Origin of the sequence: Rhodococcus sp. MALMAid1271, assembly GCF_049195265.1 — a bacterium.
Classification (GTDB): domain Bacteria; phylum Actinomycetota; class Actinomycetes; order Mycobacteriales; family Mycobacteriaceae; genus Rhodococcoides.
In genome coordinates this window covers 20,042-43,318 of the sequence record NZ_JBMIRQ010000106.1, presented here as the reverse complement: position 1 = coordinate 43,318, position 23,277 = coordinate 20,042, and the positions used below count along the sequence as shown (strand labels likewise).

The window sequence follows — 23,277 nt, the reverse complement described above, 5'->3', positions numbered from 1 at the left end:
CCGTCAGGAGAGTGGATGAACAAGCTGGTATCCAGTTCCGGAGTGCTCGCCGCGAGTGTTTTCCTGACGCTGGCATGTTCGACCGGCGCAACGGCCCAGCCGGATCCTCTCCCCGATCTGACGGTCACGACTGTTCTCGACGGGCTCGCCAAGCCGTGGGATGTGGTGGTCGCCCCGGACGGAACCGTGCTGACGGGGGAGCGGGCCGGACGGTTCGTGATCCGCGACGTCTCCGGAACCACCCGCGAGCTCGCAGCGGACCTGGACGATCTGTACGCGTCCGGTGAGACGGGACTGATGGGCATCGCTCTGGCGACGGATTTCGACTCGTCGAGAACGATCTACACCTGCCAGGGCGTGCTCGGTGATGGGGGCGCAGGTACCGGCAGCGCAGGCACCGGCAGCGCGGGCGGCGGCAGCGACAATCACATCGCCGTGTTCTCGTGGACCGTGGACCCGGAATGGACCGCGCTCACCCGCACCGGCACTCTCGTCGACGATATTCCCGTAGCCGACGGAGGACGACACGGTGGATGCCGCATTCTGGCCCATCCCGACGGCACCCTGTACGTGGGAACCGGCGACACTGCGTCGCCGACGGTCCCACAGTCGCGAGATTCGTTGGGCGGCAAAGTGCTGCATATCGAGGCCGACGGTTCCCCGGCCGCCGACTCCCCGGATCGCATCTTCACGCTCGGCCACCGCAACGTGCAGGGTCTGGCGATCCGACCCGGCACCGATCAGATCTACGAAGTGGAGCAAGGGACCAGCCGAGACGACGAGCTGAACCTGCTCGTGCCCGGCGGCAACTACGGATACCGCCCCGATCGGCTTCCACTGATCTACGACGAATCCGTTCCGATGACCGATCCCACCCGGGTGCCAGGGGCACGTGAGGCGGTGTGGAGCTCGGGTAGTCCCACCATCGCAACACCCGGTCTGACCTTCGCGAACGGCGCGGGGTGGGGTTCGTGGAACGGAGCTGCGGTGATCTCGAGCCAACAGGCCGAGAAGCTCGTGTTCCTCAAACTGTCCGAGGACGGCACCGAGTACGTCGACGAGGCCGACGCCCTGGTGGGGACCTACGGTCGACTGCGCTCGCTCACCAGCTTCGGCACCGATGGCGCCTTCCTGCTCACCACGGACAACGGGTCCCAGGACAAGGTTCTGCTCGTCACTCCCGCTGCCGACTGATGTGTGGGCCGGAGGTCGTCGAGACGGTCCACCGCAGAATCGGGCGTAGAGCGCTGCTCGGATCCTGGGGCGCGGCCGCGCTGACCGTCGCAGCGTCCGGCACGGTGCGAGCAGAACCCGCGGTCGCTGCGGCCATTCCGGCGGGACGCTTGATCGATTTGACGCACACCCTCGGCCCGAGCTTTCCGGTCTGGCCGGGCAACGCGCGCTTCTCGATGCGTCCGGTTGCGGCCTACGAGTTCGGCGGATTCCTGGTGAACGAGCTCTCGTACTGGGAGCACACCGGTACACACATCGATGCACCTGCGCACCGTGTTCGCGGCGGTGCCACGGCAGACGCCATACCCCTCGAAGACCTCATCGCCCCGCTGGTCGTGGTCGATATCTCGGAGCGCGCGGCGGTCGATCCGGAGGCGGTGGTGACCACCGAGGACATCGCCGGGTGGGAGCGCGTGCACGGCCGGATACCCGACCGCGCCGTCGTGGCGATGCACAGTCGGTGGCAGACCAGGCTCGCCGAGGGCTCCGCGCCGGGATTCGGTGGTGACGCGGCGGACATGCTGGTGCGTGAGCGCAACATCGTCGGAATCGGGGTGGACACGCTCAGCTTGGACCGGATGAACGATCGCCTGTACCCGGCCCACACAGCGGTCCTCGGTGCCGGGCGGTACGGAATCGAGGCCTTGGCCAATCTGGATGCGGTGCCCCCGGCAGGGGCGACGGTCGTGATCGGCGCACCGAAGCACGCGGGCGCGACCGGCGGCCCCTGCCGAGTCTTTGCGGTAGTCCCCTAGCGGAGAGTCTTCAGTTCGCCCGACTGGGATTGGCGGCGGGTTCTTCCGCGCTCCCCGCTTCCGGATCACCGAGCATCGCCGCACCGACCAATGCGTCGGGAATGCCGAAGCCGTCGACGAGCAATTCCGCATGGGGGCGCAGTGTGCGGCACCGCTCGTTGATGGCACGGGTGACGGCCTTGGATCGCTCGGTGGACAGGTAACGATGCTCGATGAACCAGGCCTTGTCCTGGTCGATCACCGACAGCGCATACAGATCGCAGACCTCCTCGAGCAAATCCTTGGTGGTCGGGTCCTCGCAGGATTCGATGCCGGCGATGAAGGCTTCGAGAATGATGCGATCGACGTGTGCGCTCGCGGCATGCAACACGTGGTCCTGCACAGCGTTGAACGCTTCGAACGGGCTGGTCTCCTTGGACTTGGACTGCAACCGGCGAGCGACGGTGGACAGTAGGTATTCCTCGCGGTCCTCGAACATCTTGACCTGGGTGCCGCGGTTGAACAGCGAGCCCTCCTCCTCGTTGTCCTGACGTCGGTCGAGGATGGTCTGCATGATCGTTTGTGCCGCAGTGCGTTTGACCACGCGGTCGCCCACCATATCGGCGGCGAACTTGACCCACTCGACCGGACTCATCGACTTGACGTCATCGGCGTACGCGGTGAGCAGTTCCTTGGCCACCAGCTGAGTGAGCACATGATTGTCACCCTCGAAGGTGGTGAACACATCGGTGTCCGCCTTGAGCGAGATCAGCCGGTTCTCGGCGAGATAGCCTGCGCCGCCGCATGCTTCACGGGCTTCCTGAATGGCGGCGGTGGCGTGCCAGGTGTTCGCGGCCTTGAGTCCGGCAGCCCTCGATTCGAGTTCTCGTTGTTCCTCGGCGTCGGGGTTGTCCGCAGTCTGTAGCTCGTGCATCTTCGACACGAGTTCGTTCTGCGCGAACTGCAGGGCGTAGGACTTGGCGATCAGCGGGAACAGGCGACGCTGATGCACCAGGTAGTCCATGATCAAGACTTCCTGATCGGAATCGGGTGCCGAGAACTGCCTGCGCTGCAGTGCGTATCGGGTCGCGATGTCGAGGGCTACGCGGGCCGCAGCAGCGGCGCTGCCGCCGACCGTGACGCGGCCGCGGATCAACGTGCCGAGCATCGTGAAGAACCGTCGAGACTTGTTCTCGATGGGGGAGGAGTACGTACCGTCCTCGGAGACGTCCGCGTACTTGTTGAGCAGGTTGTCGCGCGGAATGCGGACGTGGTCGAACATCAGGCGGCCGTTGTCGACTCCGGGTAGACCGCCCTTGTACTGGCAGTCCGAGGTGGTGACTCCGGGCAGGTCGTCACCGTTCTCGTCGCGGAGCGGAACGAAGAAACAGTGCACGCCGTGGCTTTCGGGCTCCTCGCCCGGTCCTGCGGTGATGAGCTGGGCGAACACCGCGGCGACGGTGGCGGTTTCGGCGGCACCGCCGATGTAGTCCTTGCGCGAGGACGGCGTCGGGGAGTTGATGACGAACTCGTCCGTCTTCGGGTCGTACGTGGCCGTGGTCTCGAGCGACTGCACGTCGCTGCCGTGTCCGGTCTCGGTCATCGCGAAACAGCCGAGCAGATCCAGACTGATGATCTTGGGGACGTACTCCTCGTGGTGTCGCTCGGTGCCGAGATTTTCTATGGCACCACCGAACAGCCCCCACTGGACGCCGGCCTTGACCATCAACGACAGGTCGCTCATCGCGAGCATCTCGATCATCGTCACCGCCGCGCCGACGTCGCCGGTGCCGCCGTGTTCCTTCTTGAAGCCGTTGTCGGCTGCGCCTGCAGCGGCGAGAAGCTTCAGTTGCTCGAGTGCTTTGGTGCGAGCGATGACCGTGTTCGGTGTGTAATGCGGACGGAATTCGTCGCGAGCGAGTTGCGTGCGCGCCTCGTTCTTCACATCCCGCCAGCGGCCGTCCAGAGTGTTCCGAAGGTGATCCGTTGTGGTTGCCATACTCGACGGTAACCTTTTGCGGCCGCTCGTGAGCGCCGTAAAGTCAGACCGGCCAGACGAATTCTCTGAACACTGCCCTGCAGTTCTTCCAGAAGCGCGATGTCGCCGAGGGGACGTCCTGGAACAGCGATGCGCCGTTGTCCGTGAGCGCCCTGTCCATCAGGGGGCTGAAGTCGGTGAATTCCGCGATCAGAAACTCTTCGAAGCCCGCCGGCCACACGTAGTGCCTTGGTTCGCGCTCCGACTCCATGACCATGAGTGTAATGCAGCGGTAACATCGCTGTTACAAACAGTGGTCACTTCAGCAGCGCGAACGACTCCTGGGCCACGAGCGCGGCGTAGCTGGTCGCAATCGAACCGATCGCCTCGTCGGCCTGGAACTGCTCGGTGACGATCCAATCCTGACCCGCCGCGTCGGTGGCCAGGTACGCGCCCGCGAGGTCGCCGGGCGCAGAGCCGCCCTTGAAGCCCGAATACGGCCAGGACGCCGGGTCGAGCTGGACGCCGGGAGTAAGGGCCAAGATGCGGCGGTTCTCCTGCGCTGTCGGGCCGGAAGCCAGATAACCCATCGCAGCACAGACATCCTGCGCATTGGCGTACCACTCGACGCCGTCGGCAGACGCCGGATCGTCGAGGAAGTTCTCGAGGTCGATCTCGAGCGGACGCGCGTCGGCCCGGGCGAGCAGCGCCTCCCGGACAGCTGGATCCGCGTCGGCCCATTCGGACCGCAGGTTCGGATCGCCGAACCCGATGACGAAGAACTGTCGAGTGTCCATCATCGGCGTCATGACCGCCGGATCGTGGTGTCCCATCACCCTCAGTTGGCGTTCGACGCGTTCGCGGCCCAGACGTGCCATCAGCAGATCCGTCGCGGTGTTGTCGGACAACGAGATCATCTTCTCGGCGGCCTCTCGAACGGACACCGCCGTACCGTCGGGCAGACCGTGCAGCTCGCCCGAGGGTGCGCTCTTGTTCGCGTCCCGAACGGTGAGCTGCTCGTCCCACTCGACCGTTCCCGCTCGGATCTCGTCGGTGAGCGCACCGAGGACGTACAACTCGAACACCGAACTCAGCGGGAGCAGGACGTCTGCGTCGGTGGAGTACACGGCTTCGCAGTCTCCGTCGCTGAGGCGGGACGCGCTGAAGGAGTAGTGCGGGGCCACCTTCGACAGTGCCGCGTCGAGATCGTCGAACGAGGAGATCTGCGGGGTGTCGGGGCCGACCAGGAACCCGTCGAGCGTGCCGTCGGTGCCGATCGAGGTCGAGATCGTCGCGGGAATGCCCCCTGTGGTGAACTCGAGCACCCCGCCTGCGGGACCGGCCACGAAGCCGGTGGCCAGGTTCGGTGCTCCGGCCCGCACCTGTTCGAGGGGTGTGAGCAGACCCCCGAGCGGTTCGACGGCCGCGGCGAGCTCGGGTCCGGTGATGGCGTCGACCGCAGCCGGATCGGGCGCGGTCTCGCCGTTGATCCACTGCAGAATTCGATCGTTGATCGCACCGAGGGGAGTCGAGGTGTCGATCACCAGGGACGGTGCCGCGGTGGTGGTCGACGCGGGCGTTTCGGCTGTGGCCCCACACGCGGACAGAGTCAGGGTGGCCACGAGGGCAACGCCTGCCAGTCTCGTCGTGGTGTGCCGCTCCGTCATGCGTGCGATGTTAACGGATTCGGACATTTCGCCTTCGTGGGTGAGCGGGCCCGAAGTGCTGTGGCAGTGTGCTGTGGCGTGTTGACTTCCGACGATGTTCGCCGCCTCGACTCCGATCATCTCTGGCACCCCTACAGCAGGTTTCCGGCCGGCGCGACGCCGCTGGTGGTCGACAGCGCATCCGGGGTACGGCTGCAGCTGGCCGACGGCAGGCAGCTCATCGACGGGATGAGTTCGTGGTGGGCAGCGGTGCACGGCTACCGACACCCGGTGCTCGACGCCGCCGCGCGCGATCAGCTCGGCCGGATGAGTCACGTGATGTTCGGCGGGCTGACGCATGCTCCGGCGGCCAGGTTGGCCGAGCTGTTGGTCGAGATCACCCCGCAGGGGCTCGACAAGGTGTTCCTCGCCGACTCCGGCTCGGTCGCGGTCGAGGTGGCCGTGAAGTTGGCGCTGCAGTACTGGCGGGCCCGCGGCGAGAAAGATCGCACCAGGCTACTGACCTGGCGTGGCGGCTATCACGGGGATACGTTCGCGCCGATGAGCGTGTGCGATCCGGACGGCGGAATGCACACTCTGTGGACCGATGTACTCGCACAGCAGGTGTTCGCTCCGGCACCGCCCGCGACGTTCGACGCCTCCTACGTCGCGGAATTCGAGCAGGTGCTCGAGGCGCATGCGAACGAGCTGGCGGCGATCATCGTCGAGCCGATCGTGCAGGGTGCCGGTGGTATGCGCTTCCACGATCCGCGTTTCCTGGTCGAATTACGGCGGATGGCCGACGTGCACGGCGTGCTGCTGATCTTCGACGAGATCGCGACCGGTTTCGGCCGGACCGGAGAGCTGTTCGCCGCCGATCATGCGGGTGTTGCACCGGACATCATGTGCGTGGGCAAAGCCTTGACCGGCGGCTACCTGACCCTGGCCGCGACTGTGTGCACCACCGCGGTGGCCGAGACGGTTTCGGCGGGCGAGGCAGGTGGGCTGATGCACGGGCCGACGTTCATGGGCAATCCGCTGGCGTGCGCGATTGCGGTGGCCTCGGTGGAACTGCTCCTCTCACGCGACTGGCGCGCCGAGGTCACGAGCCTGGCGTCGGGCCTGACGCAGGGCCTGGCACCTGCTCGCGCGCTACCGGGTGTCGCCGACGTGCGGGTGCTGGGCGGGATCGGGGTGATCGAGATGGACACCCCGGTGGACATGACGCGGGCCACGGCAGCGGCCGTCGACGCGGGGGTGTGGCTGCGACCGTTCGGCCGGCTGGTGTACGCGATGCCGCCGTTCATCTGCACCGAAGCGGAGGTGTCTGCCATCGCCGAAGCCCTGGTGGCGGTGGCTGGACACCATACTTGAACGATGTTCAAGTATGGTGCTGGAATGACCGCACTCGGTTGGCTCGACGCCGATGCCCACGCCCGACGCGAGGCAGGCCTCGAACGCGTCGTCCTCGCCCGCACCGCACAGGAAACGGTTCTCGACCTGGCATCGAACGATTACCTCGGGCTCTGTCGGCACCCGGCCGTTGTCGACGGAGCCTGCGCTGCCGTGCGTCGGTGGGGCGGCGGATCCACCGGATCGCGTCTGGTCACCGGCACGACCACCGCGCACGAGGCCCTCGAGGTGGATCTCGTCGAGTTCGTCGGGGCCGAGTCCGGGCTGATCTTCTCCTCCGGATACGCCGCCAACCTCGGCGCCGTGACCGCACTGGCGGGCCGAGGCGCGTTGGTGATCTCCGATGCCGCCTCGCACGCATCGTTGATCGACGCCTGTCGCCTCTCTCGGGCGCGAGTGGCCGTCGCGCGGCACTGCGACAGTGAGCACGTCGACCAACTGTTGCGTGAGCGGGTCGAGGCGCGGGCTCTGGTGGTCACCGACTCGGTGTTCAGCGCAGACGGCGATCTCGCGCCGCTGGCCGCGCTCTACGCCGTATGTCGACGTCGGGGCGCAGTGCTCGTGGTCGACGAAGCGCACGGTCTCGGCGTTCGTGGACACGGCGGTCGCGGGGCCGTGCACGAAGCCGGATTGGCCGGTGCCCCCGACCTGGTGATCACCGCGACCTTGTCCAAAGCTCTCGGATCCCAGGGCGGTATCGTCCTCGGCCCGATATCGGTGCGTGAGCACGTGCTGCACCGGGCCCGCACCTTCGTGTTCGACACCGGCCTTGCTCCGGCGTCGGTGGGCGCAGCCTCGGCTGCGCTCGAAGTCCTGCGTGCCGAACCCGACCGCGTGGGTGCGATCGGCAGACGGTCAGCGCAACTGGCCACCGCGGCGGGAGTGGCGCCGACGACATCGGCCGTGGTCCCGGTGATCCTGGGCGACGCCGAAACAGCCGTCCGCGCGGCCGGCCGCTGTCTGGACCTCGGTGTTCGAGTCGGATGCTTCCGGCCGCCGTCCGTTCCGTCGAATGCATCTCGGCTGCGCCTGACCGCACGCGCCGATCTCACCGATTCCGAGATCGATCGCGCCACTGTCGTTCTGGCGGAGGTGCTGGCCTCAACGTCGACGACAACGGCAACGGCAACGGCAACGCTGCGATGACGGTGCTGATGGTGACCGGAACGTCGACCGGCGTCGGGAAGACGGTGGTGACCGCTGCGCTGGCGGCGACCGCCCGCGCCGACGGACTGACGGTAGCGGTGTGCAAGCCTGCGCAGACCGGCATCGCCGACGGAGGTCTCGACGAATCGGATATCGAGGTGGTGCAGCGACTGTCGGGAGTGCGCGGAATCGAGTTGGCCCGATTCCCCGAGCCGCTCGCACCCGATGTCGCGGCGCGGCGATCGGGGCGACCGATGCTCGAACTCGACGGCGTCCTCGACGCGGTACGGGTGCTCGACGCGGCCCACGACCTCGTGTTGGTCGAAGGCGCGGGCGGGGTCGCGGTGCGTCTCGGTGCCGATGGCTTCACCGTGCTCGACATCGCCCGTGGCGTCGGGGCGTCGGTGCTCATCGTGGCCTCGGCCGAGTTGGGGACGCTCAATCACAGTGCGCTCACCGTCGCAGCAGTGCGGGCAGCCGGCGTCGAATGCGCGGGTCTGGTGATCGGTTCGTGGCCCGCCGACCCGGATCTGGCCGCGCGGGTCAACCTCGACGAACTACCGCTCGTGACGGAACTGGAGCTGATTGCGTGCCTACCGGAAGGAGCAGGTGCGCTCGAGCCTGCCGAGTTCGACGCCCTCGCGAACGCGAAGTTCGGTGAGTTTACCGGTTCGTTACCCGGGTACCCGACGTAGACGTATGCCTACCTCGGCATTCGAAACAGTCGGGAGTAGCAATCATGAGCACCACCGTATGGATCATCGTCGCGGTAGTCGTCGTTGCAGTCGTTCTTGCCGTCGTCGTCGTGGTTTCGCGCCAGGGCAAAGAGCGAAAGAGAGTCGAAGCCAACGACCTTCGCGAAAAGGCCGCCGATCAGGAGACCGTTGCGCAGGAGCGGGAACTGCAGGCCCGCGAAAGCGAGGCCAGAGCACGTCGCGCGCAAGCGGAGGCGGACGTCAAAGCGGCCGAGGCCGAGAAGCTGGCACAGCAGGCCCAGTCACACCAGGGAGTCGCCGCGGCATCACGCGACGAAGTGAACTCGCAGTTCGAGCGCGCGAACGAGATCGATCCGGATGTGAAGGTCGGCCGGACGTCGAGTGCTGACCGGACGTCGAGTGCTGACCACGACGCCACTGTCGAAAGAGAAACGAGCAGGCACCGGGCTGGAACCGCTGACGGGGTGGACGGTACCGATCGGGTTGGAAGCCCTGACCGGTACGCGAGCGACGATCGGAACCAGGTAGAAGACCCGGCCGTGAACGGTGACCCGGACGTGCCCCCGACGGCACACCGGAACGAGAAGATCTAGCGCCGCGGGCCGCTAGCGCGTCGTGCTGTGGGGTAGTTCGAGTTCGACGACGCCGTTGTCGCCCAGATCCGGGCGCTGGTCGGTGACCTTGGCCTTGGCATAAGCCAACAGAGTGGACACCTTGGAGCCGGGGGTCGACCAGTACTCCGCGCCTTCGGCGGCCACGTGGATCAAGGCCACGTCCCGGGAATCGGGATTCTTCTCGAACCACGCGGCCGCTCGGCTGTTCCACAGTTCCTCCGCTTTGGCAGTGTTCTCGACCACGGCAGCCGTGCCGGACAGCGACACCCAGCCCGAACCCGACTGGAACGAGACGTTGACCGCCGGGTTCGCCGCGATGTCGCCGACCTTGCGGGAGTCGTGAGCGGCGAAGAACCACAGGTCGCCGTCGAACTCGGCTTCCTGCAGTGCCATCGGTCGCGAGATCAAGTGGCCGTCGCGTCCGACCGTGGTGAACATGCAGAGTCCGGCTTCGGACATCAGTTCGGCGACCTTGGTGACGCCATCGGTGTTTCCGTCTGTGTTTGTCATCGAGACGAATTACCCCGGTCCGAATCGTTCAATCGTCAACGTCTCGAATCCGGGTAGCCGACAATTATTACGCCCTGTAGTTGGTGATTTCGAGGAACCTGGGACACTGGAAGTCGTGACTGTCTCCCTCGGCGACGACGCCCCCGAATCGGCCCAACTGTTCGCCCGTGCAAGTGCGGTGATTCCCGGTGGTGTGAACTCGCCGGTGCGGGCCTTCGCGTCGGTCGGCGGCACCCCGCGCTTCATCGCACAGGCCAGCGGATACACGATGACCGACGCCGACGGAAACTCCTACGTCGACCTCATCTCGTCCTGGGGTCCGATGATCCACGGCCACGCCCACCCGGCCATCGTCGAGGCCGTCCAGAAAGCCGCCGCGACCGGTCTGTCGTTCGGCGCACCCACCGAACGAGAAATCGAACTCGCCGAGGAAATCGTCCGGCGAGTCGGCCCCGTCGACCAGGTTCGCCTTGTGAATTCGGGCACAGAGGCAACCATGAGCGCAGTACGGCTGGCTCGTGGGTTCACCGGCCGCACCAAGATCGTCAAATTCTCCGGCTGCTACCACGGCCATGTCGACGCGCTACTGGCCGACGCAGGCTCGGGGCTGGCCACCTTCGGACTCCCGACATCCCCCGGAGTCACCGGCGCACAAGCGTCGGACACCATCGTCGTTCCTTACAACGACCTCGACGCCGTCTCCGCAGCGTTCGAGGCCAACCCCGGCGAGATCGCCTGCATCATCACCGAAGCCGCCGCAGGAAACATGGGCGCCATCGCGCCCGTCACCGGCTTCAACGAGGGGCTGCGCCGCCTGGCGACCGAGCACGGCGCGCTACTGATCATGGACGAGGTGATGACCGGATTCCGCGTCAGCGCCGCCGGTTGGTACGGCATCGACGGCGTTGCCGGCGACCTGTACACCTTCGGCAAAGTCATGTCCGGTGGGCTGCCCGCCGCGGCATTCGGTGGTCGAGCGGATGTGATGGCGTATCTCGCACCGGCGGGGCCCGTGTACCAAGCAGGGACACTGAGTGGCAACCCGGTTGCCGTCGCCGCCGGTCTGACGAGCCTGCAACTGGCCGACGCCTCGGTCTACGAGAAGCTGCAGAAGAATTCGCAGCTGCTCGGATCACTGCTCGGTGACGCCCTCACCGCCGAAGGCGTCACCCACCAGGTGCAGTTCGCGGGCACTATGGTCAGTGTGTTCTTCGCCGATGAGCCCGTCACCGACTACGCGCAGGCCAAAGCCGCGCAGACCTGGCGATACCCGGCGTTCTTCCACGCCTTCCTCTCGCGCGGCGTCTACCCACCACCCAGCGCATTCGAGGCCTGGTTCGTCTCCGCCGCACTCGACGACCGCGCCTTCGAGATCATCGCCGACGCGGCCCCGGCCGCCGCGAAGGCTGCGGCAGCTGCCACGGCCCCGCTGTGACAGCTCCGCAGAACTGACACCACCACCCCACTACCGAGAAACAGGACCCCGCCGTGACCGAGGCCCCCGCAACACATCCGCACTCGACGACGCGCACCATCGTGCACGTTCTCCGGCACGGTGAGGTGCACAACCCCAAGGGCATCCTCTACGGACGGCTGCCGGGCTTCAAACTGTCGGTGACCGGCCAGGCGCAGGCGAAAGCTGTGGCGGATGCGCTGGCCGACCACGACATCACTCACGTCGTGGCCTCGCCGCTGCTGCGCGCCCAAGAAACTGCCGGGCCCATTGCCGCAGCACACGGCCTGAAGATCGCCGAGGACGACAACCTCATCGAGGCAGGCAACGAGTTCGAAGGACTGCGCGTGGCCGTGGGCGACGGCGCACTGCGTCGGCCACGGCACTGGTGGAAGCTGCGCGACCCGTTCACACCGTCCTGGGGCGAGCCGTACCTGCAGATCGCGCACCGCATGCTCGCCGCCGTCAACGCGGCCCGCGTCGAGGCCGTCGGGCACGAAGCAGTCTGTGTCAGCCACCAACTCCCGGTATGGACACTGCGCCGCTTCCTGCAGGGAGACCGGCTCTGGCACGACCCGCGCCACCGGCAATGCGGCCTGGCGTCCCTGACATCGCTGGTCTACGAGGGCGACCAGCTCGTCGACCTCGTCTACTCCGAGCCTGCCGGATCGTCCGACCCGAGGATCACCGGTGCGTAGGTTCGTACTCGCGATCGCCGCGGTAGCCGCGGTCGCCCTCGTAGCCGGATGCAGTACCGGCACCGACGCGGTGGCACAGGGAGGAACGTTCCAGTTCGTCTCACCAGGCGGCAAAACCGACATCTTCTACGACCCGCCATCGGACCGCGGTGCGCTCGGCGAACTCTCCGGCCCCGACCTGATGACGGAGAACAAGACGACAGCACTGTCGGACTACGACGGTGACGTCGTCGTACTCAACGTCTGGGGACAGTGGTGCGGACCCTGCCGCGGGGAAGCCGACGATCTCGAAAAGGTCTACGAGGCCACCAAAGACCAGGGCGTCGAATTCCTCGGTATCAACGTGCGTGACGAATCGAAGACCGCCGCGCAGGACTTCGTCATCAGCAACAACGTCAGCTACGCCTCCATCTACGACCCGCCGATGCGCACCCTCAATGCACTCGGCGGCGTGCCCACCTCCGTCATTCCGACGACCATCGTGCTCGACCGGCAGCACCGCGTCGCCGCAGTATTCCTGCGCGAACTGCTCGCCGAGGACCTGCAGCCCGTCGTCGAACGGATAGCCGCCGAGGAGCCCGTGCAACAGTGACTGTGGCAATGCAGGAAACGGTCCACCTTGCCGGGGTCGGCGCGAGTTTCCAGGAAGCCGCGGCCTCGGGTCCGCTGATCCTGGCCCTCGGAGCCTGCGTCCTGGCCGGGCTCGTCTCCTTCGCGTCACCATGCGTCGTTCCGCTGGTTCCGGGATACCTGTCCTACCTCGCCGGAGTCGTCGGAGCCGACGCCCCCGCGGTCACCGCAGGCGAGGCCGCGGTGAAGACGAAGGTACGCAGCGGACGACTACGAGTGGCCGGAGCCGCCGCCCTGTTCGTCCTCGGATTCACCGTGGTGTTCGTCCTCGCGACCGCGTCCGTCTTCGGTGCCATCTCCGTTCTGTCGATCAATCGAGAACTGCTCATGCGGATCGGCGGTGTCGTCACCATCGCCATGGGCCTGGTGTTCGTCGGACTGATCCCAGCCCTGCAGCGCGACGTGCGATTCGAACCGAAGCAGATCGGCTCACTGGCCGGAGCGCCGCTGCTCGGCGGCGTGTTCGCACTCGGGTGGACCCCATGCCTTGGACCCACTCTCGCGGGCGTCATCTCGTTGGCCGCGGGAACCGACGGCGCGACGGCGGCTCGCGGCGTCACCCTCATCGTGGCCTACTGCCTCGGCCTCGGCCTGCCGTTCGTGATTCTCGCGTTCGGTTCGGTCAGCGCACTCCGAGGCGTCGGCTGGCTACGTACACATGCACGACAGATACAGGTGTTCGGCGGAATCATGTTGATAGCAGTAGGAATCGCACTGGTCACCGGTGCCTGGGATCAGTTCGTCGGGTGGATTCGCGACGCCTTCGTCTCCGACGTGGTGTTGCCGATATGACCGCCGACACCGAAGAGCGCACCGAGGCCTCGCCGCCCAGCAAGCAGTCGACGCTGGGCAAGGTAGTTGCCCTGGTCCGCAACACCTGGCGCGGTCTGACCAGTATGCGCACCGCCCTGGTGCTGCTGTTCCTGCTGGCGTTCGCTGCCGTGCCCGGTGCCCTCGTGCCGCAGCGCAGCCTCAACGCGGGCAAGGTCGACCAGTACATCGCCGACCGCCCGACCCTCGGCCCCATCATGGACAGGCTCGAACTGTTCGACGTGTTCGGCAGCTTCTGGTTCACCGCGATCTATGCGCTGCTGTTCATCTCGCTGATCGGCTGCATCCTGCCGCGCTGCATCGAGCACGCGAAGCAACTGCGCACCAAACCCGTTCGCGCACCCCGCAACCTCTCCCGGCTGCCACACCACAGCCGCTACGACGTCGACGGAACGCCGGAGGAGATCGCAGCGCAGGTACGCGCCCAGCTGCGAGGCTGGCGCGTAGCCCAGCGAACCGAGGACGGCGGAGCGGTGACGCTCTCGGCCGAGAAGGGCTACGTCCGTGAACTCGGCAACCTCGTCTTCCACCTCTCGCTCGTCGGCCTGCTCGCCGCGATCGCCATGGGCAAACTGCTCGGATACGAGGGCAACCGCATCGTCATCGCCGACGACGGCCCCGGATTCTGCACCTCCACGCCTGCCAACTACGACTCGTTCAGGGCAGGCAACCTCGTCGACGGCACCGACCTCGAACCACTGTGCCTGCGCGTCAAAGACTTCCGCGCCGACTACCTCGACAACGGCCAGGCCGAGATGTTCACCTCCAACATCGCCTACCAAGCCGGGGACGACCTGACCGACAACATCTGGCGCGACGACCAACTCCAGGTCAACCATCCACTGCGCGTGGCAGGCGATCGCGTCTACCTCCAAGGCCATGGCTACGCACCGACCTTCACCGTCACGTTCCCGGACGGTGAAACCCGCACCGACACCATCCAATGGCAACCGACCGACGCCACCACCTTCCTCTCCAGCGGAGTGCTACGCGTCGACCCACCCGGCGGCCTCTACCCGGACCCCATGGACCGGCGGAAGAACCAGATCGCCATCGAAGGGCTGTTCGCACCGACGGCGTCGTTCCACGGCAGCCTGCTGTCGTCGAGCTTCCCGGCCATGAACGACCCCGCCGTCGCCATCGACATCTACAAGGGCGACACCGGACTCGACACCGGACTCCCGCAATCGATCTTCTCGCTCGATCAGGAAATGATCGCCCAGGGACGCCTCGTCAAACAGGACCGCGTCAACCTGATGCCGGGAGAATCGTCGACGCTGAGCGATGGAACCATCGTCACGTTCGACGGAGCGAAAGAATTCGTCAACCTCCAGGTCTCGCACGACCCCGCCCAAACCTGGGTGCTCGTCTTCGCACTGACGATGATGGGCGGACTGCTCGTCTCACTGGTGATCAAGCGTCGCAGAATCTGGGTCCGGCTCATCGCCGACGAGCAGTCACGACGTACTGTAGTAGACCTCGGCGGACTTGCACGCACCGATCAGGCGGGGTGGGGCGAAGAGTTCGACCGCCTGTGCACCCGCCTGCTCGGCGACACCTCGAAACAGGAGAACTGACCGATGCCGATCAACGAGACCCTCTCGCAGTACAGCGACTGGTCGTTCGAATCCGCGTTCACCATCTACGTGCTCGCATTCGTCCTCCTCATCGCCCAGTACGCCTCAGCCAAAGCCGCCGCCGTACAGGCGAAAGAACTCGTCGGTGCCGGAGCCCCCGTCGAACAGACCCGCCCGGGACTGGTGGTGGAGACCCCCAAACGCCCACTCTCCGATCGCCTCGCCGGCATGGGCTTCGCACTCCTCGCGCCCGCCCTCGCGCTGCACATCGCCGCCGTCGTCCTCCGCGGCTTCGCCACCCACCGATTCCCGCTCGGCAACATGTACGAGTTCGTCACCATGGCCACCGCAGCAGCAACCCTCACCTCGGTGATCGCACTGCGCAAGAAAACCATGCGCCCGATGCTCGTGTTCGTCCTCGCACCGATCCTCGTGCTGATGTTCTTCGCCGCCACCAAGCTCTACGCCGACGCCGCCCCGGTCGTCCCGGCACTGCGCTCCTACTGGCTGCCCATCCACGTCACCATCGTCAGCGTCGGCAGCGGCATCCTGCTGGTCTCCGGCGTCGCCTCCCTGCTGTTCCTGCTACGCATCAAGCAGCCACTCGGCGAGGAAAGCCTCGGGTTCTGGGGCAAATTCGCCTCCAAACTGCCCGACGCCCAAGCCCTCGACCGACTCGCCTACAAGACGACCATCGTCGCCTTCCCGCTCTTCGGAGCCGGCGTCATCCTCGGCGCGATCTGGGCCGAAGCCGCATGGGGACGCTTCTGGGGCTGGGACCCCAAAGAAACGATGTCGTTCATCGCCTGGATCATCTACGCCGCCTACCTGCACGCCCGCGCCACCTCCGGATGGCGCAACACCCGCGCCGCGTGGATCAACATCGCCGGATTCACCGCCATGCTGTTCAACCTCTTCATCATCAACATGGTGGTCTCGGGACTGCACAGCTACGCCGGCCTGAACTAGTCCCGGCGCAGACTGCGGGGCTCCACTCCTGCATATTCGGGTCGTTCCGCAGGCTCCACTCCTGCACTGTCGGGTCGTTCCGCAGGCTCCACTCCTGCACTGTCGGGTCGTTCCGCAGGCTCCACTCCTGCATCTTCGGGTCGTTCCGCAGGCTCCACTCCTGCATCTTCGGGTCGTTCCGCAGGCTCCACTCCTGCATCTTCGGGTCGTTCCGCAGGCTCCACTCCTGCATATTCGGGTCGTTCCGCAGGCTCCACTCCTGCCCCTCAGCTGGTAGCGTCCGATCCGGCTCGATGGGGGAGACATCCGAGCCCGGATCTGGAGTGGGGGGAATCGGTCATGGCCGATCGGCACGAAAACAAATGGCAACCCGTCCGGCCATTGGACGAGGACCAACCGGAAGAACATGCGCCCGGGCGTGACGCAGCAGTCACCACCGGCTCGACCACAGCCACACCCGACGCGAAACCAGCGCCGCAACGTGAGCCATTTCGCTCGACGCCCATCACAATGCCGCCGGAAAGCAGCGCAACCCCGCCCCGAACGCCACCCGAGACCACGCGGACCCCGGTGCCATCGACGCCGATTCCTGCGTCACGTCCAGCACAATCCGCAGTCGCGCCCGCCACGGCATCCGAGTCGACCGATGGCGGCGACACGCCCGGAACCGCCCAAGGTGTGGGGGAGGCAGAATCCGCCCCCGCCGCCGCCATACCGACCGAGGCGGGGGAGTCGGCGAAAAGTACGTCACCCGCCACGCCTGCCGAAACGCCGACCACTCCCGCAGCGTCTCCCGAGAAGCCCGCTCCGGCGCAAAAGGATTCCGCCGTTCCGCCGCCTGGTCCACCGCCACCCAGCAAGATCCACCAGCTGCCGGTCTCATCCGGACCAGTCCCGAACCTTCCCACAGCCCCGCCGAACAACGGCGCGCCACAGGCCCAGACGGGGCCGCCGAACGACAGCCAACCGCAGATCCAGGGTGGGCCGCACGGGCCGATCGGACCCCAGAATCACTGGGCACCTCAGAACCAGATGGCACCGCACAGCCAGATGGCACCTCACACCCCATGGATTCCTCAGTCCGGTCCATGGCCTCAACCCCCACAACCGCAGCTCGCCCCGACAGGTGCCCAGGTTCTGCCGCCACCGGGAGCGGTAGACCACCTCGGTCGATTCGACGATCGAGCCGCGCCTTCGCATCCGGTGTCGGCGAACGATCTAGGTAATTCGTTGCTTGTGAGATCGGCGAGTGCGGCACCGGTGGCCGGGTGGCGTCGGGCTCTGTACGTAATGTCCGGCGGCCGTATCGACGCCGGCAACAGTGCCGCCCAGCAGCGTCGCCTCGAGTTGACTGCGCAGGTCGATCGGACTCTTGTGGGGTGCTACCGCGTCGCGGTGCTGTCGCTGAAGGGTGGCGTCGGCAAGACCACGACGACGGCGACGCTGGGGTCGACGTTCGCCGAGATTCGGGGTGATCGAGTGATCGCTATCGACGCGAACCCCGACCGCGGAACATTGGGACAGAAGGTTCCCTCGGAGACCTCGGCAACGGTGCGAAATTTGTTGCACGACATAGCGTCTCTGACGCGGTACAGCGACGTTCGGGCATACACCTCCCAGAACGCCAATCGGCTCGAGGTGCTGGCGTCCGATGCGGACCCGGCAGCATCGGAAGCGTTCAGTGGTGAGGACTACGAGCGCGCGGTCGAACTGCTCGAGAAGTTCTACAGCATCGTCATCACAGATTGCGGCACCGGATTGATGCACTCGGCCATGGAGAGCATTCTCGAAGGCGCTGACACGCTCGTGGTCGTCAGTTCAGCGTCGGTGGATGGAGCACGCAGCGCATCGGCCACGCTCGACTGGCTCGACGCGCACGGCTACCGGGACTTGGTGGCCGGATCGGTTGCCGTCGTCAACGGAGTTCGACCCAGGGCAGGGAAAGTCGATCTGGAGAAGGTGGTCGAGCATTTCGAACAGAGATGTGCACACGTACGGACGATTCCGTTCGACCCACATCTCGAGGAGGGGGCAGAGATCGAACTGGATCGCCTTCGTGGACGCACGCGTAAGGCACTGCTCGAGGTTGCGGCAGCGGTAGCGGCCGGTTTCCCGGACTCGCCCACCGCTTCTCGCCGCAGTTGAGAACCTCGAAAGCTTCTACTCGGTCGGTTCGGTGCCCGCCTCCGTGGTTCCGTCTTTTCCTCCGCGGCGAGCTTCCCGATTGATTCGCCACAGAAATTCCGGATCGTCATCGGGTCCGACGGTTCGTGGAGGCTCGGCCCCTGTGCCGGGTCCGAAAGCCTTCCAGAACAGCACCACCACTGCCACCAAGCCGATCAACGCCAATAGATAGATCACGACTCACCTCCTTGTACGAGGGTAGCCGCGATAGAGCAGCCTCCGCACCCGTCGAGCATCGCAGATTCCTGAGAATGTGCGATGAGTTCGTTGGGTGCGGATGCCGCAAGGGTTTCAGTTGTCGGGATATCCGATCTCAGTGGTGTGCGCCGGCTTCGGTCGTCAGAGACGTCAGCAGTTGCATGACCTCGGTTTCGCGGAATCGGCGGTGGCCGCCAGGGGTGCGGAGAGATCCGAGGCGTCCGGCGTGTGCCCAGCGGGTCACGGTCTTGGGGTCGACGTGGAAAAGCGCGGCTACCTGACCCGGCGTGAGAAGTGAGTCCTGAGCTTTGTGAAATGTTGGTGCGCTCATCTGTCGTGTCCTCCTACGATGCGGTTCGGTGCATTCGCGTCGAACCGGAGATATCGGTCTGCTGTGTTCTGGAACCCATGGTTGCACCCGAACCCCTAGGTACTCGACTGATACAAGGTTGGTAAAGGGGAGGTAATGGACAAATCGGTCACCCCAGGGGTGGGTCGGAACTGTCGACGAGCCCGGTAACCTGGGACCCGTGAGTGAAGCGACGAATGCCGATAACAGCGAACCGACCAGCGGGAATGCCTTGAACGGTAGGTCGCCGAAAAAGTCGCTCGCCGTGAACCTCGCCGCGTACACCTTCGCCCGGCTCGCGCTCGTCATCGTGATCGCGCTGGCAATCGTGGGCATCGGTTTACTGTTCGGCGTCGAGGTTCCGGTCCTCGTAGCCGCAATCTTCGCCGTGCTGATCTCGCTTCCACTGTCGCTGCTCCTGTTCAAGAAAATGCGTATCCGCGTCAACGAGTCCATCGCTGCAGTCGACGAGGACAGGCGAGCCGCGCGCGCGGACCTGCAGTCGAAGCTGCGTGGTGAAGACGGCAGAAAATGACCAGATCGATCGACCACTCGGGTTCGCGGGCCTGGGTCGACAACGCCGTGCGGCTGATCGAAGCCGACTCCCAGCGCAGTGCCGACACTCACTTGCTGCGGTACCCGCTCCCCGCGGCCTGGGGGATCTCGCTGTACCTCAAGGACGAGTCCACCCACATCACGGGCAGCCTGAAGCATCGACTGGCTCGGTCGCTGTTCCTCTACGCAATCTGCAACGGTTGGGTCACCGAGCACACGACGGTGATCGAAGCGTCGTCTGGCTCCACCGCCGTGAGCGAGGCGTACTTCGCCGGACTGCTCGGCCTCGAATTCGTCGCAGTGATGCCGCGAAGCACCAGCATAGCCAAGGTCGCTCTCATCGAGTCGCACGGCGGTAGGTGCCACTTCGTCGACCGGCCCGGCGAGATGTACACCGAAGCCCATCGGCTCGCGGCCGAACCGGATTGCCACTACATGGATCAATTCACCCACGCCGAGCGGGCCACCGACTGGCGCGGAAACAACAACATCGCCGAGTCCATCTTCGACCAGCTTCGGCTCGAGGAATGCCCCATCCCCGACTGGGTGGTGGTCGGAGCAGGGACCGGGGGAACCAGCGCCACCATCGGCCGGTACATCCGATACCGCAGGCATGCAACGCAACTCGCTGTGGTGGACCCGGAGAACTCGGCGTTCACAGGCGGTTACGAAACCGGGGATGCCACGTTCGAGACCGGCTTGCCATCCCGCATCGAAGGAATCGGCAGACCACGCGTCGAACCGTCGTTCGTCGGGCAGGTGATCGATCGCATGATCGCAGTGCCCGACGCAGCGTCGGTTGCCGCCGCCAGGTTCACTTCGGAGGCACTCGGAAAGCGGGTGGGCGGATCGACAGGTACCAACATCTGGGGTGCCTTCGGATTGATATCGGAAATGATCGCCGCGGGCCGCACCGGAAGCGTCGTGACGCTGTTGTGCGACGGCGGAGATCGATACTCCCAGACCTACTTCGACGATGCCTGGGTCGCGAGCCAAGGCATGGATCTCGGCGAACCGACCGACGCTCTCGAACGGTTCATTCGTACCGGGACGCTCTGACCGACTAGCTGCTCACGATCAACGACGCCGCCGCAGTTGCAGCGGCGACGGCACCGACGGCCGGCCACGCACCGATCTTCTTCGCCAACGGATGCGAGGCACCGAACGCCACGAGGTAAGTCCCGAGGAGTACGCCGGCGCGCGCCGTGCCCGAGGACTTCTGCCACTGCGCCGTGCATGCCACGCCGACGGCCGCCAATACGGCTCCGCCGAGCTGACGATTGTGGGACTGCCGGGCAACGGCGAAGCCGCCCAGCAAGCCACCGGCAGCCAGAGCGGATGTAGCAATCGAGCGTCGAGCACCGTGGTTGGGCATGGACGTCATTCTAGTCGCGCCTGAACCCGCAGACTCCGGGCCAGGTGGTCTCTCTGTTCGATCACCAAGCGCCGTAGAGCAGCCGGGGCCCATTCGTGCTCGGCGAGCCATGCATCCGCCGCGTCCGTCGACGACTGCTGTGGAAACAGTCGGACGACGATGCGCCTCGCGATCTCGATACTGCGCGAGGCCCACAAGGAGGAGATGGAGAGGAAATACGCGTCGTCGTACGGCTCGGTCAGGTCCGGTCGGTGCCCCGCTCGGAATCCGGTGATCAGGGCATCGAGGACATCGTTCGACACGTCCTCGCGCTCGGTGATGGCAGTCCACGCTCGTGCCTTCACCTCCGCGTCCGGTATTGCCGCCGACGCTGCGGTGTGTGCAGTTCGTCCCGAAGAGGTGTCGTCCGAGGCCAGTTCGGCATCGAGCTCGGCTGCGGTGGCGTGTCCGGTGGCGGCGAGGGCCAACCAGAACGCCCAACGCTGATCAGGATCGAGACGGAGGCCGTCGATGGTGAGGGACCCGTCGAGCAGCGCGCGCACATCGGCGGCAAGCACGTCGTCCAGCTGGGCAGCCGACGCGACCGCACGCGCCCATACCAGCTGCGCGTCGCTTCCTGCTTCCGCGGCGCGCAGCTGATTCCCTGACTCCACGAGCCACTGGCGGGTGGGTTCGTGCCTTCGCTCCTCGGGTAGATAGTGCTCCACCGCGTACGTCGCGTTGGCGGTGACAGCTGAGAGCAGGCCGATCTTGGGCTCAGTGGGCGCGAATCTGGTTGCAATGTCGAGGTATTCGAGTGCCGAGAGCTCGGCATCGCGGGTGGAATTCCACAGCGCTGACCACACCAGTCCCCGTGCGAGCGGGTCCACCATGCGGTCGAGGTAGGCCCGCACGGTGGCGGTGGAGCGTTCGTCGAATCGGATCTTGGCGTACGTCAGATCGTCGTCGTTGAGCAGAACCAGTGCGGCAGCAGGAAACTCCACGGGAGTTCGGGCTTCGGTGATGTCGAGCTCGTGGCGGTGGGTTCTGGTCAGATTTCCCGACTCGTCCAGATCGTAGAGGCCGACGGCTACACGGTGGGGGCGCGGGGGCGTCTGCTCGATGGCATCGCCGGTGAACGTCAGCGTGGAGACTCCGCTGGTCTGTAGCCATGCAGCCGCCCAGGTGTCGAGATCGCGCCCGCTGGCGGCCGACATCTCACCGAGCAGGTCCGTCAGAGTCGTGTTTCCGAAAGCATGGGTTCGAAAGTAGTTGCGAGAGGCCGCGAAGAACGCGTCGGCCCCGACGAATGCTCCGAGTTGCTTGAGCACGCTCGCGCCTTTGGCATAGGTGATGCCGTCGAAGTTGAGCTTCGCGGCCTCGAGATCGGTGATGTCGGCGACGATGGGGTGGGTGGTGGGAAGCTGATCCTGCAAGTAGGCCCACGCTTTTCGGCGGTTGGCGAAACTGACCCAGGCATCGGTGAATCGAGTGGCCTCGGCCGACGCGTAGGCGCCCATGTAGTCGGCAAAGGACTCCTTGAGCCATAGGTCGTCCCACCACTGCATCGTGACGAGGTCGCCGAACCACATGTGCGCCATCTCGTGCAGGATCGTGTTTGCCCGAGCCTCGTACTGGGCTTCGGTTGCCGCCGAGCGGAACACATACGATTCGGTGAAGGTGACCAGGCCTGGATTCTCCATCGCACCGAGGTTGTACTCGGGGACGAATATCTGGTCGTACTTTCCGAACGGGTACGGATAGTCGAACTTGTCGTGAAAGAAGTCCAGGCCCCGCTTCGTGATGTCGAAGATGTCCTCGGCGTCGAAGTGCTCGGCGAGCGAGGCCCGGCACAGCGCTGCTAGCGGGACGGTGAGTTCGTCTCGCGTCCACGATGATTCGACGCGGTGGTACGGGCCCGCTGCGACCGCGGTGATGTAGGTCGAGATCGGCAGAGTCGGCGCGAACGTGGTGACGGTGTTGTCGGTGACTCCTTCGCGGTTCGAGAGCACGGTCCACCCCGCCGGTGCTGCGACGGTCAACGTGAACGGAGCTTTCAGGTCGGGTTGCTCGAAGTTCGCGAACACCCGCCGCGCGTCGGCGGGCTCGTACTGGGTGTACAGATAGACGTTGTTGTCCACTGGATCGACGAAGCGGTGCAGTCCTTCACCCGATCGGCTGTATCGCCCGCGCGCTCGAATCCGCACCACATTGTGCTCGCTGAGCCCTAACAGCTGAATCCGCGCACCGTCGTAGTCGACCGGTGAGTCGGCACCGTTGACGGTGACCTCGTCGACGGTGGACCCGATGAAATCGACCCACGTCGCGGCGGTGGTCGCGTCGAATTCGATCGTCGTCACGGTTTCGAATGTGTCGACGCCGATGTTTTCGGCATGCAGAAGGTCCAGATGGACGCGATAGCTCACTGCGTCGATGTGGCGCGAACGCCTGCGAGTTTCGGTCCGGGTCAGGTTCGCGGTGCTCACCAA

23 protein-coding genes are annotated in these 23,277 nt (G+C 65.6%); 15 read left to right on the top strand and 8 right to left on the bottom strand.

The window, feature by feature from the left end:
• Window positions 1-15: 15 nt before the first annotated feature.
• Together ACOQFP_RS17190 and ACOQFP_RS17185 are read left to right on the top strand one after the other, a co-directional pair.
• A complete protein-coding gene (locus tag ACOQFP_RS17190; RefSeq protein WP_421584995.1) occupies window positions 16-1,194 on the top strand; it encodes a PQQ-dependent sugar dehydrogenase in 1,179 nt (392 codons plus the stop codon).
• Window positions 1,194-1,988, top strand: coding sequence for a cyclase family protein (locus tag ACOQFP_RS17185; RefSeq protein ID WP_421584994.1), 795 nt, complete (start codon window positions 1,194-1,196; stop codon window positions 1,986-1,988). The genes ACOQFP_RS17190 and ACOQFP_RS17185 overlap by 1 nt, the downstream gene beginning before the upstream one ends.
• A gap of 10 nt (window positions 1,989-1,998) precedes the next feature.
• Here ACOQFP_RS17185 and ACOQFP_RS17180 read toward each other — a convergent pair whose 3' ends face one another.
• Genes ACOQFP_RS17180 through ACOQFP_RS17170 form a run of 3 tightly spaced genes read right to left on the bottom strand, consistent with a single transcriptional unit; the run spans window position 1,999 to window position 5,612 of the window.
• A complete protein-coding gene (locus ACOQFP_RS17180; protein ID WP_421584993.1) occupies window positions 1,999-3,966 on the bottom strand; it encodes an acyl-CoA dehydrogenase in 1,968 nt (655 codons plus the stop codon).
• Between the two features lie 43 nt (window positions 3,967-4,009).
• Complete coding sequence (locus ACOQFP_RS17175) at window positions 4,010-4,216, bottom strand: inositol 2-dehydrogenase (RefSeq protein ID WP_421584992.1); 207 nt, start codon at window positions 4,214-4,216, stop codon at window positions 4,010-4,012.
• A 46-nt stretch (window positions 4,217-4,262) separates the two neighbouring features.
• Window positions 4,263-5,612 carry a serine hydrolase gene (locus ACOQFP_RS17170; RefSeq protein ID WP_421584991.1) on the bottom strand — a complete coding sequence of 450 codons (1,350 nt, stop codon included), beginning with the start codon at window positions 5,610-5,612 and terminating at the stop codon, window positions 4,263-4,265.
• 78 nt (window positions 5,613-5,690) lie between these two features.
• On the opposite strand from ACOQFP_RS17170, the gene ACOQFP_RS17165 reads away from it, so the two are divergent.
• From ACOQFP_RS17165 to ACOQFP_RS17150, 4 genes are read left to right on the top strand one after another with little or no spacing between them, the layout of a single operon-like run.
• The gene (locus ACOQFP_RS17165; protein ID WP_421584990.1) at window positions 5,691-6,965 is read left to right on the top strand and encodes an adenosylmethionine--8-amino-7-oxononanoate transaminase; all 1,275 of its coding nucleotides are present in this window, start codon (window positions 5,691-5,693) and stop codon (window positions 6,963-6,965) included.
• A gap of 24 nt (window positions 6,966-6,989) precedes the next feature.
• Window positions 6,990-8,150 carry an 8-amino-7-oxononanoate synthase gene (locus ACOQFP_RS17160; RefSeq protein ID WP_421584989.1) on the top strand — a complete coding sequence of 387 codons (1,161 nt, stop codon included), beginning with the start codon at window positions 6,990-6,992 and terminating at the stop codon, window positions 8,148-8,150.
• Window positions 8,147-8,845: a dethiobiotin synthase gene (gene bioD, locus ACOQFP_RS17155; RefSeq protein ID WP_421584988.1), complete on the top strand. Its 699-nt coding sequence runs from the start codon at window positions 8,147-8,149 to the stop codon at window positions 8,843-8,845. Before ACOQFP_RS17160 ends, bioD begins: the two co-directional genes overlap by 4 nt.
• Before the next feature lie 44 nt (window positions 8,846-8,889).
• Window positions 8,890-9,459 carry a hypothetical protein gene (locus ACOQFP_RS17150; RefSeq protein WP_421584987.1) on the top strand — a complete coding sequence of 190 codons (570 nt, stop codon included), beginning with the start codon at window positions 8,890-8,892 and terminating at the stop codon, window positions 9,457-9,459.
• A gap of 12 nt (window positions 9,460-9,471) precedes the next feature.
• Here ACOQFP_RS17150 and ACOQFP_RS17145 read toward each other — a convergent pair whose 3' ends face one another.
• Complete coding sequence (locus ACOQFP_RS17145; RefSeq protein WP_421584986.1) at window positions 9,472-9,990, bottom strand: pyridoxamine 5'-phosphate oxidase family protein; 519 nt, start codon at window positions 9,988-9,990, stop codon at window positions 9,472-9,474.
• Window positions 9,991-10,105: 115 nt separating this feature from the next.
• On the opposite strand from ACOQFP_RS17145, the gene hemL reads away from it, so the two are divergent.
• From hemL to ACOQFP_RS17110, 7 genes are all read left to right on the top strand, one after another.
• Complete coding sequence (gene hemL, locus ACOQFP_RS17140) at window positions 10,106-11,425, top strand: glutamate-1-semialdehyde 2,1-aminomutase (RefSeq protein ID WP_341245007.1); 1,320 nt, start codon at window positions 10,106-10,108, stop codon at window positions 11,423-11,425.
• Between the two features lie 53 nt (window positions 11,426-11,478).
• Window positions 11,479-12,141: a histidine phosphatase family protein gene (locus tag ACOQFP_RS17135; RefSeq protein WP_421584985.1), complete on the top strand. Its 663-nt coding sequence runs from the start codon at window positions 11,479-11,481 to the stop codon at window positions 12,139-12,141.
• Window positions 12,134-12,733: a TlpA disulfide reductase family protein gene (locus ACOQFP_RS17130; protein ID WP_206489027.1), complete on the top strand. Its 600-nt coding sequence runs from the start codon at window positions 12,134-12,136 to the stop codon at window positions 12,731-12,733. Before ACOQFP_RS17135 ends, ACOQFP_RS17130 begins: the two co-directional genes overlap by 8 nt.
• Window positions 12,734-12,741: 8 nt before the next feature.
• Window positions 12,742-13,563 (top strand): cytochrome c biogenesis CcdA family protein, encoded by an 822-nt coding sequence (locus ACOQFP_RS17125; RefSeq protein ID WP_341245009.1) that lies wholly within the window; start codon window positions 12,742-12,744, stop codon window positions 13,561-13,563.
• Window positions 13,560-15,179: a cytochrome c biogenesis protein ResB gene (gene resB, locus ACOQFP_RS17120; RefSeq protein WP_421584984.1), complete on the top strand. Its 1,620-nt coding sequence runs from the start codon at window positions 13,560-13,562 to the stop codon at window positions 15,177-15,179. Before ACOQFP_RS17125 ends, resB begins: the two co-directional genes overlap by 4 nt.
• A 3-nt stretch (window positions 15,180-15,182) precedes the next feature.
• On the top strand, window positions 15,183-16,148 hold the full coding sequence (gene ccsB, locus ACOQFP_RS17115) for a c-type cytochrome biogenesis protein CcsB (RefSeq protein ID WP_421584983.1): 966 nt from the start codon (window positions 15,183-15,185) through the stop codon (window positions 16,146-16,148).
• A gap of 870 nt (window positions 16,149-17,018) precedes the next feature.
• Complete coding sequence (locus tag ACOQFP_RS17110) at window positions 17,019-18,293, top strand: AAA family ATPase (protein WP_421585009.1); 1,275 nt, start codon at window positions 17,019-17,021, stop codon at window positions 18,291-18,293.
• 15 nt (window positions 18,294-18,308) lie between these two features.
• Here ACOQFP_RS17110 and ACOQFP_RS17105 read toward each other — a convergent pair whose 3' ends face one another.
• Window positions 18,309-18,509, bottom strand: coding sequence for a hypothetical protein (locus ACOQFP_RS17105; RefSeq protein ID WP_206489030.1), 201 nt, complete (start codon window positions 18,507-18,509; stop codon window positions 18,309-18,311).
• A 136-nt stretch (window positions 18,510-18,645) separates the two neighbouring features.
• A complete protein-coding gene (locus ACOQFP_RS17100; protein ID WP_037187021.1) occupies window positions 18,646-18,861 on the bottom strand; it encodes a BldC family transcriptional regulator in 216 nt (71 codons plus the stop codon).
• Window positions 18,862-19,060: 199 nt separating this feature from the next.
• Here ACOQFP_RS17100 and ACOQFP_RS17095 point away from each other — a divergent pair, with 199 nt between their 5' ends.
• Together ACOQFP_RS17095 and ACOQFP_RS17090 are read left to right on the top strand one after the other, a co-directional pair.
• The gene (locus tag ACOQFP_RS17095; RefSeq protein WP_421584982.1) at window positions 19,061-19,414 is read left to right on the top strand and encodes a DUF4229 domain-containing protein; all 354 of its coding nucleotides are present in this window, start codon (window positions 19,061-19,063) and stop codon (window positions 19,412-19,414) included.
• Window positions 19,411-20,493, top strand: a complete 1,083-nt coding sequence (locus ACOQFP_RS17090) for a PLP-dependent cysteine synthase family protein (protein ID WP_421584981.1) — start codon at window positions 19,411-19,413, stop codon at window positions 20,491-20,493. The genes ACOQFP_RS17095 and ACOQFP_RS17090 overlap by 4 nt, the downstream gene beginning before the upstream one ends.
• A 4-nt stretch (window positions 20,494-20,497) precedes the next feature.
• Here the strand turns inward: ACOQFP_RS17090 and ACOQFP_RS17085 are convergent, their stop codons facing one another.
• Window positions 20,498-20,809, bottom strand: a complete 312-nt coding sequence (locus ACOQFP_RS17085) for a hypothetical protein (protein WP_206489032.1) — start codon at window positions 20,807-20,809, stop codon at window positions 20,498-20,500.
• A gap of 5 nt (window positions 20,810-20,814) precedes the next feature.
• Window positions 20,815-23,274, bottom strand: a complete 2,460-nt coding sequence (gene pepN, locus ACOQFP_RS17080; protein ID WP_421584980.1) for an aminopeptidase N — start codon at window positions 23,272-23,274, stop codon at window positions 20,815-20,817.
• Window positions 23,275-23,277: the final 3 nt, after the last annotated feature.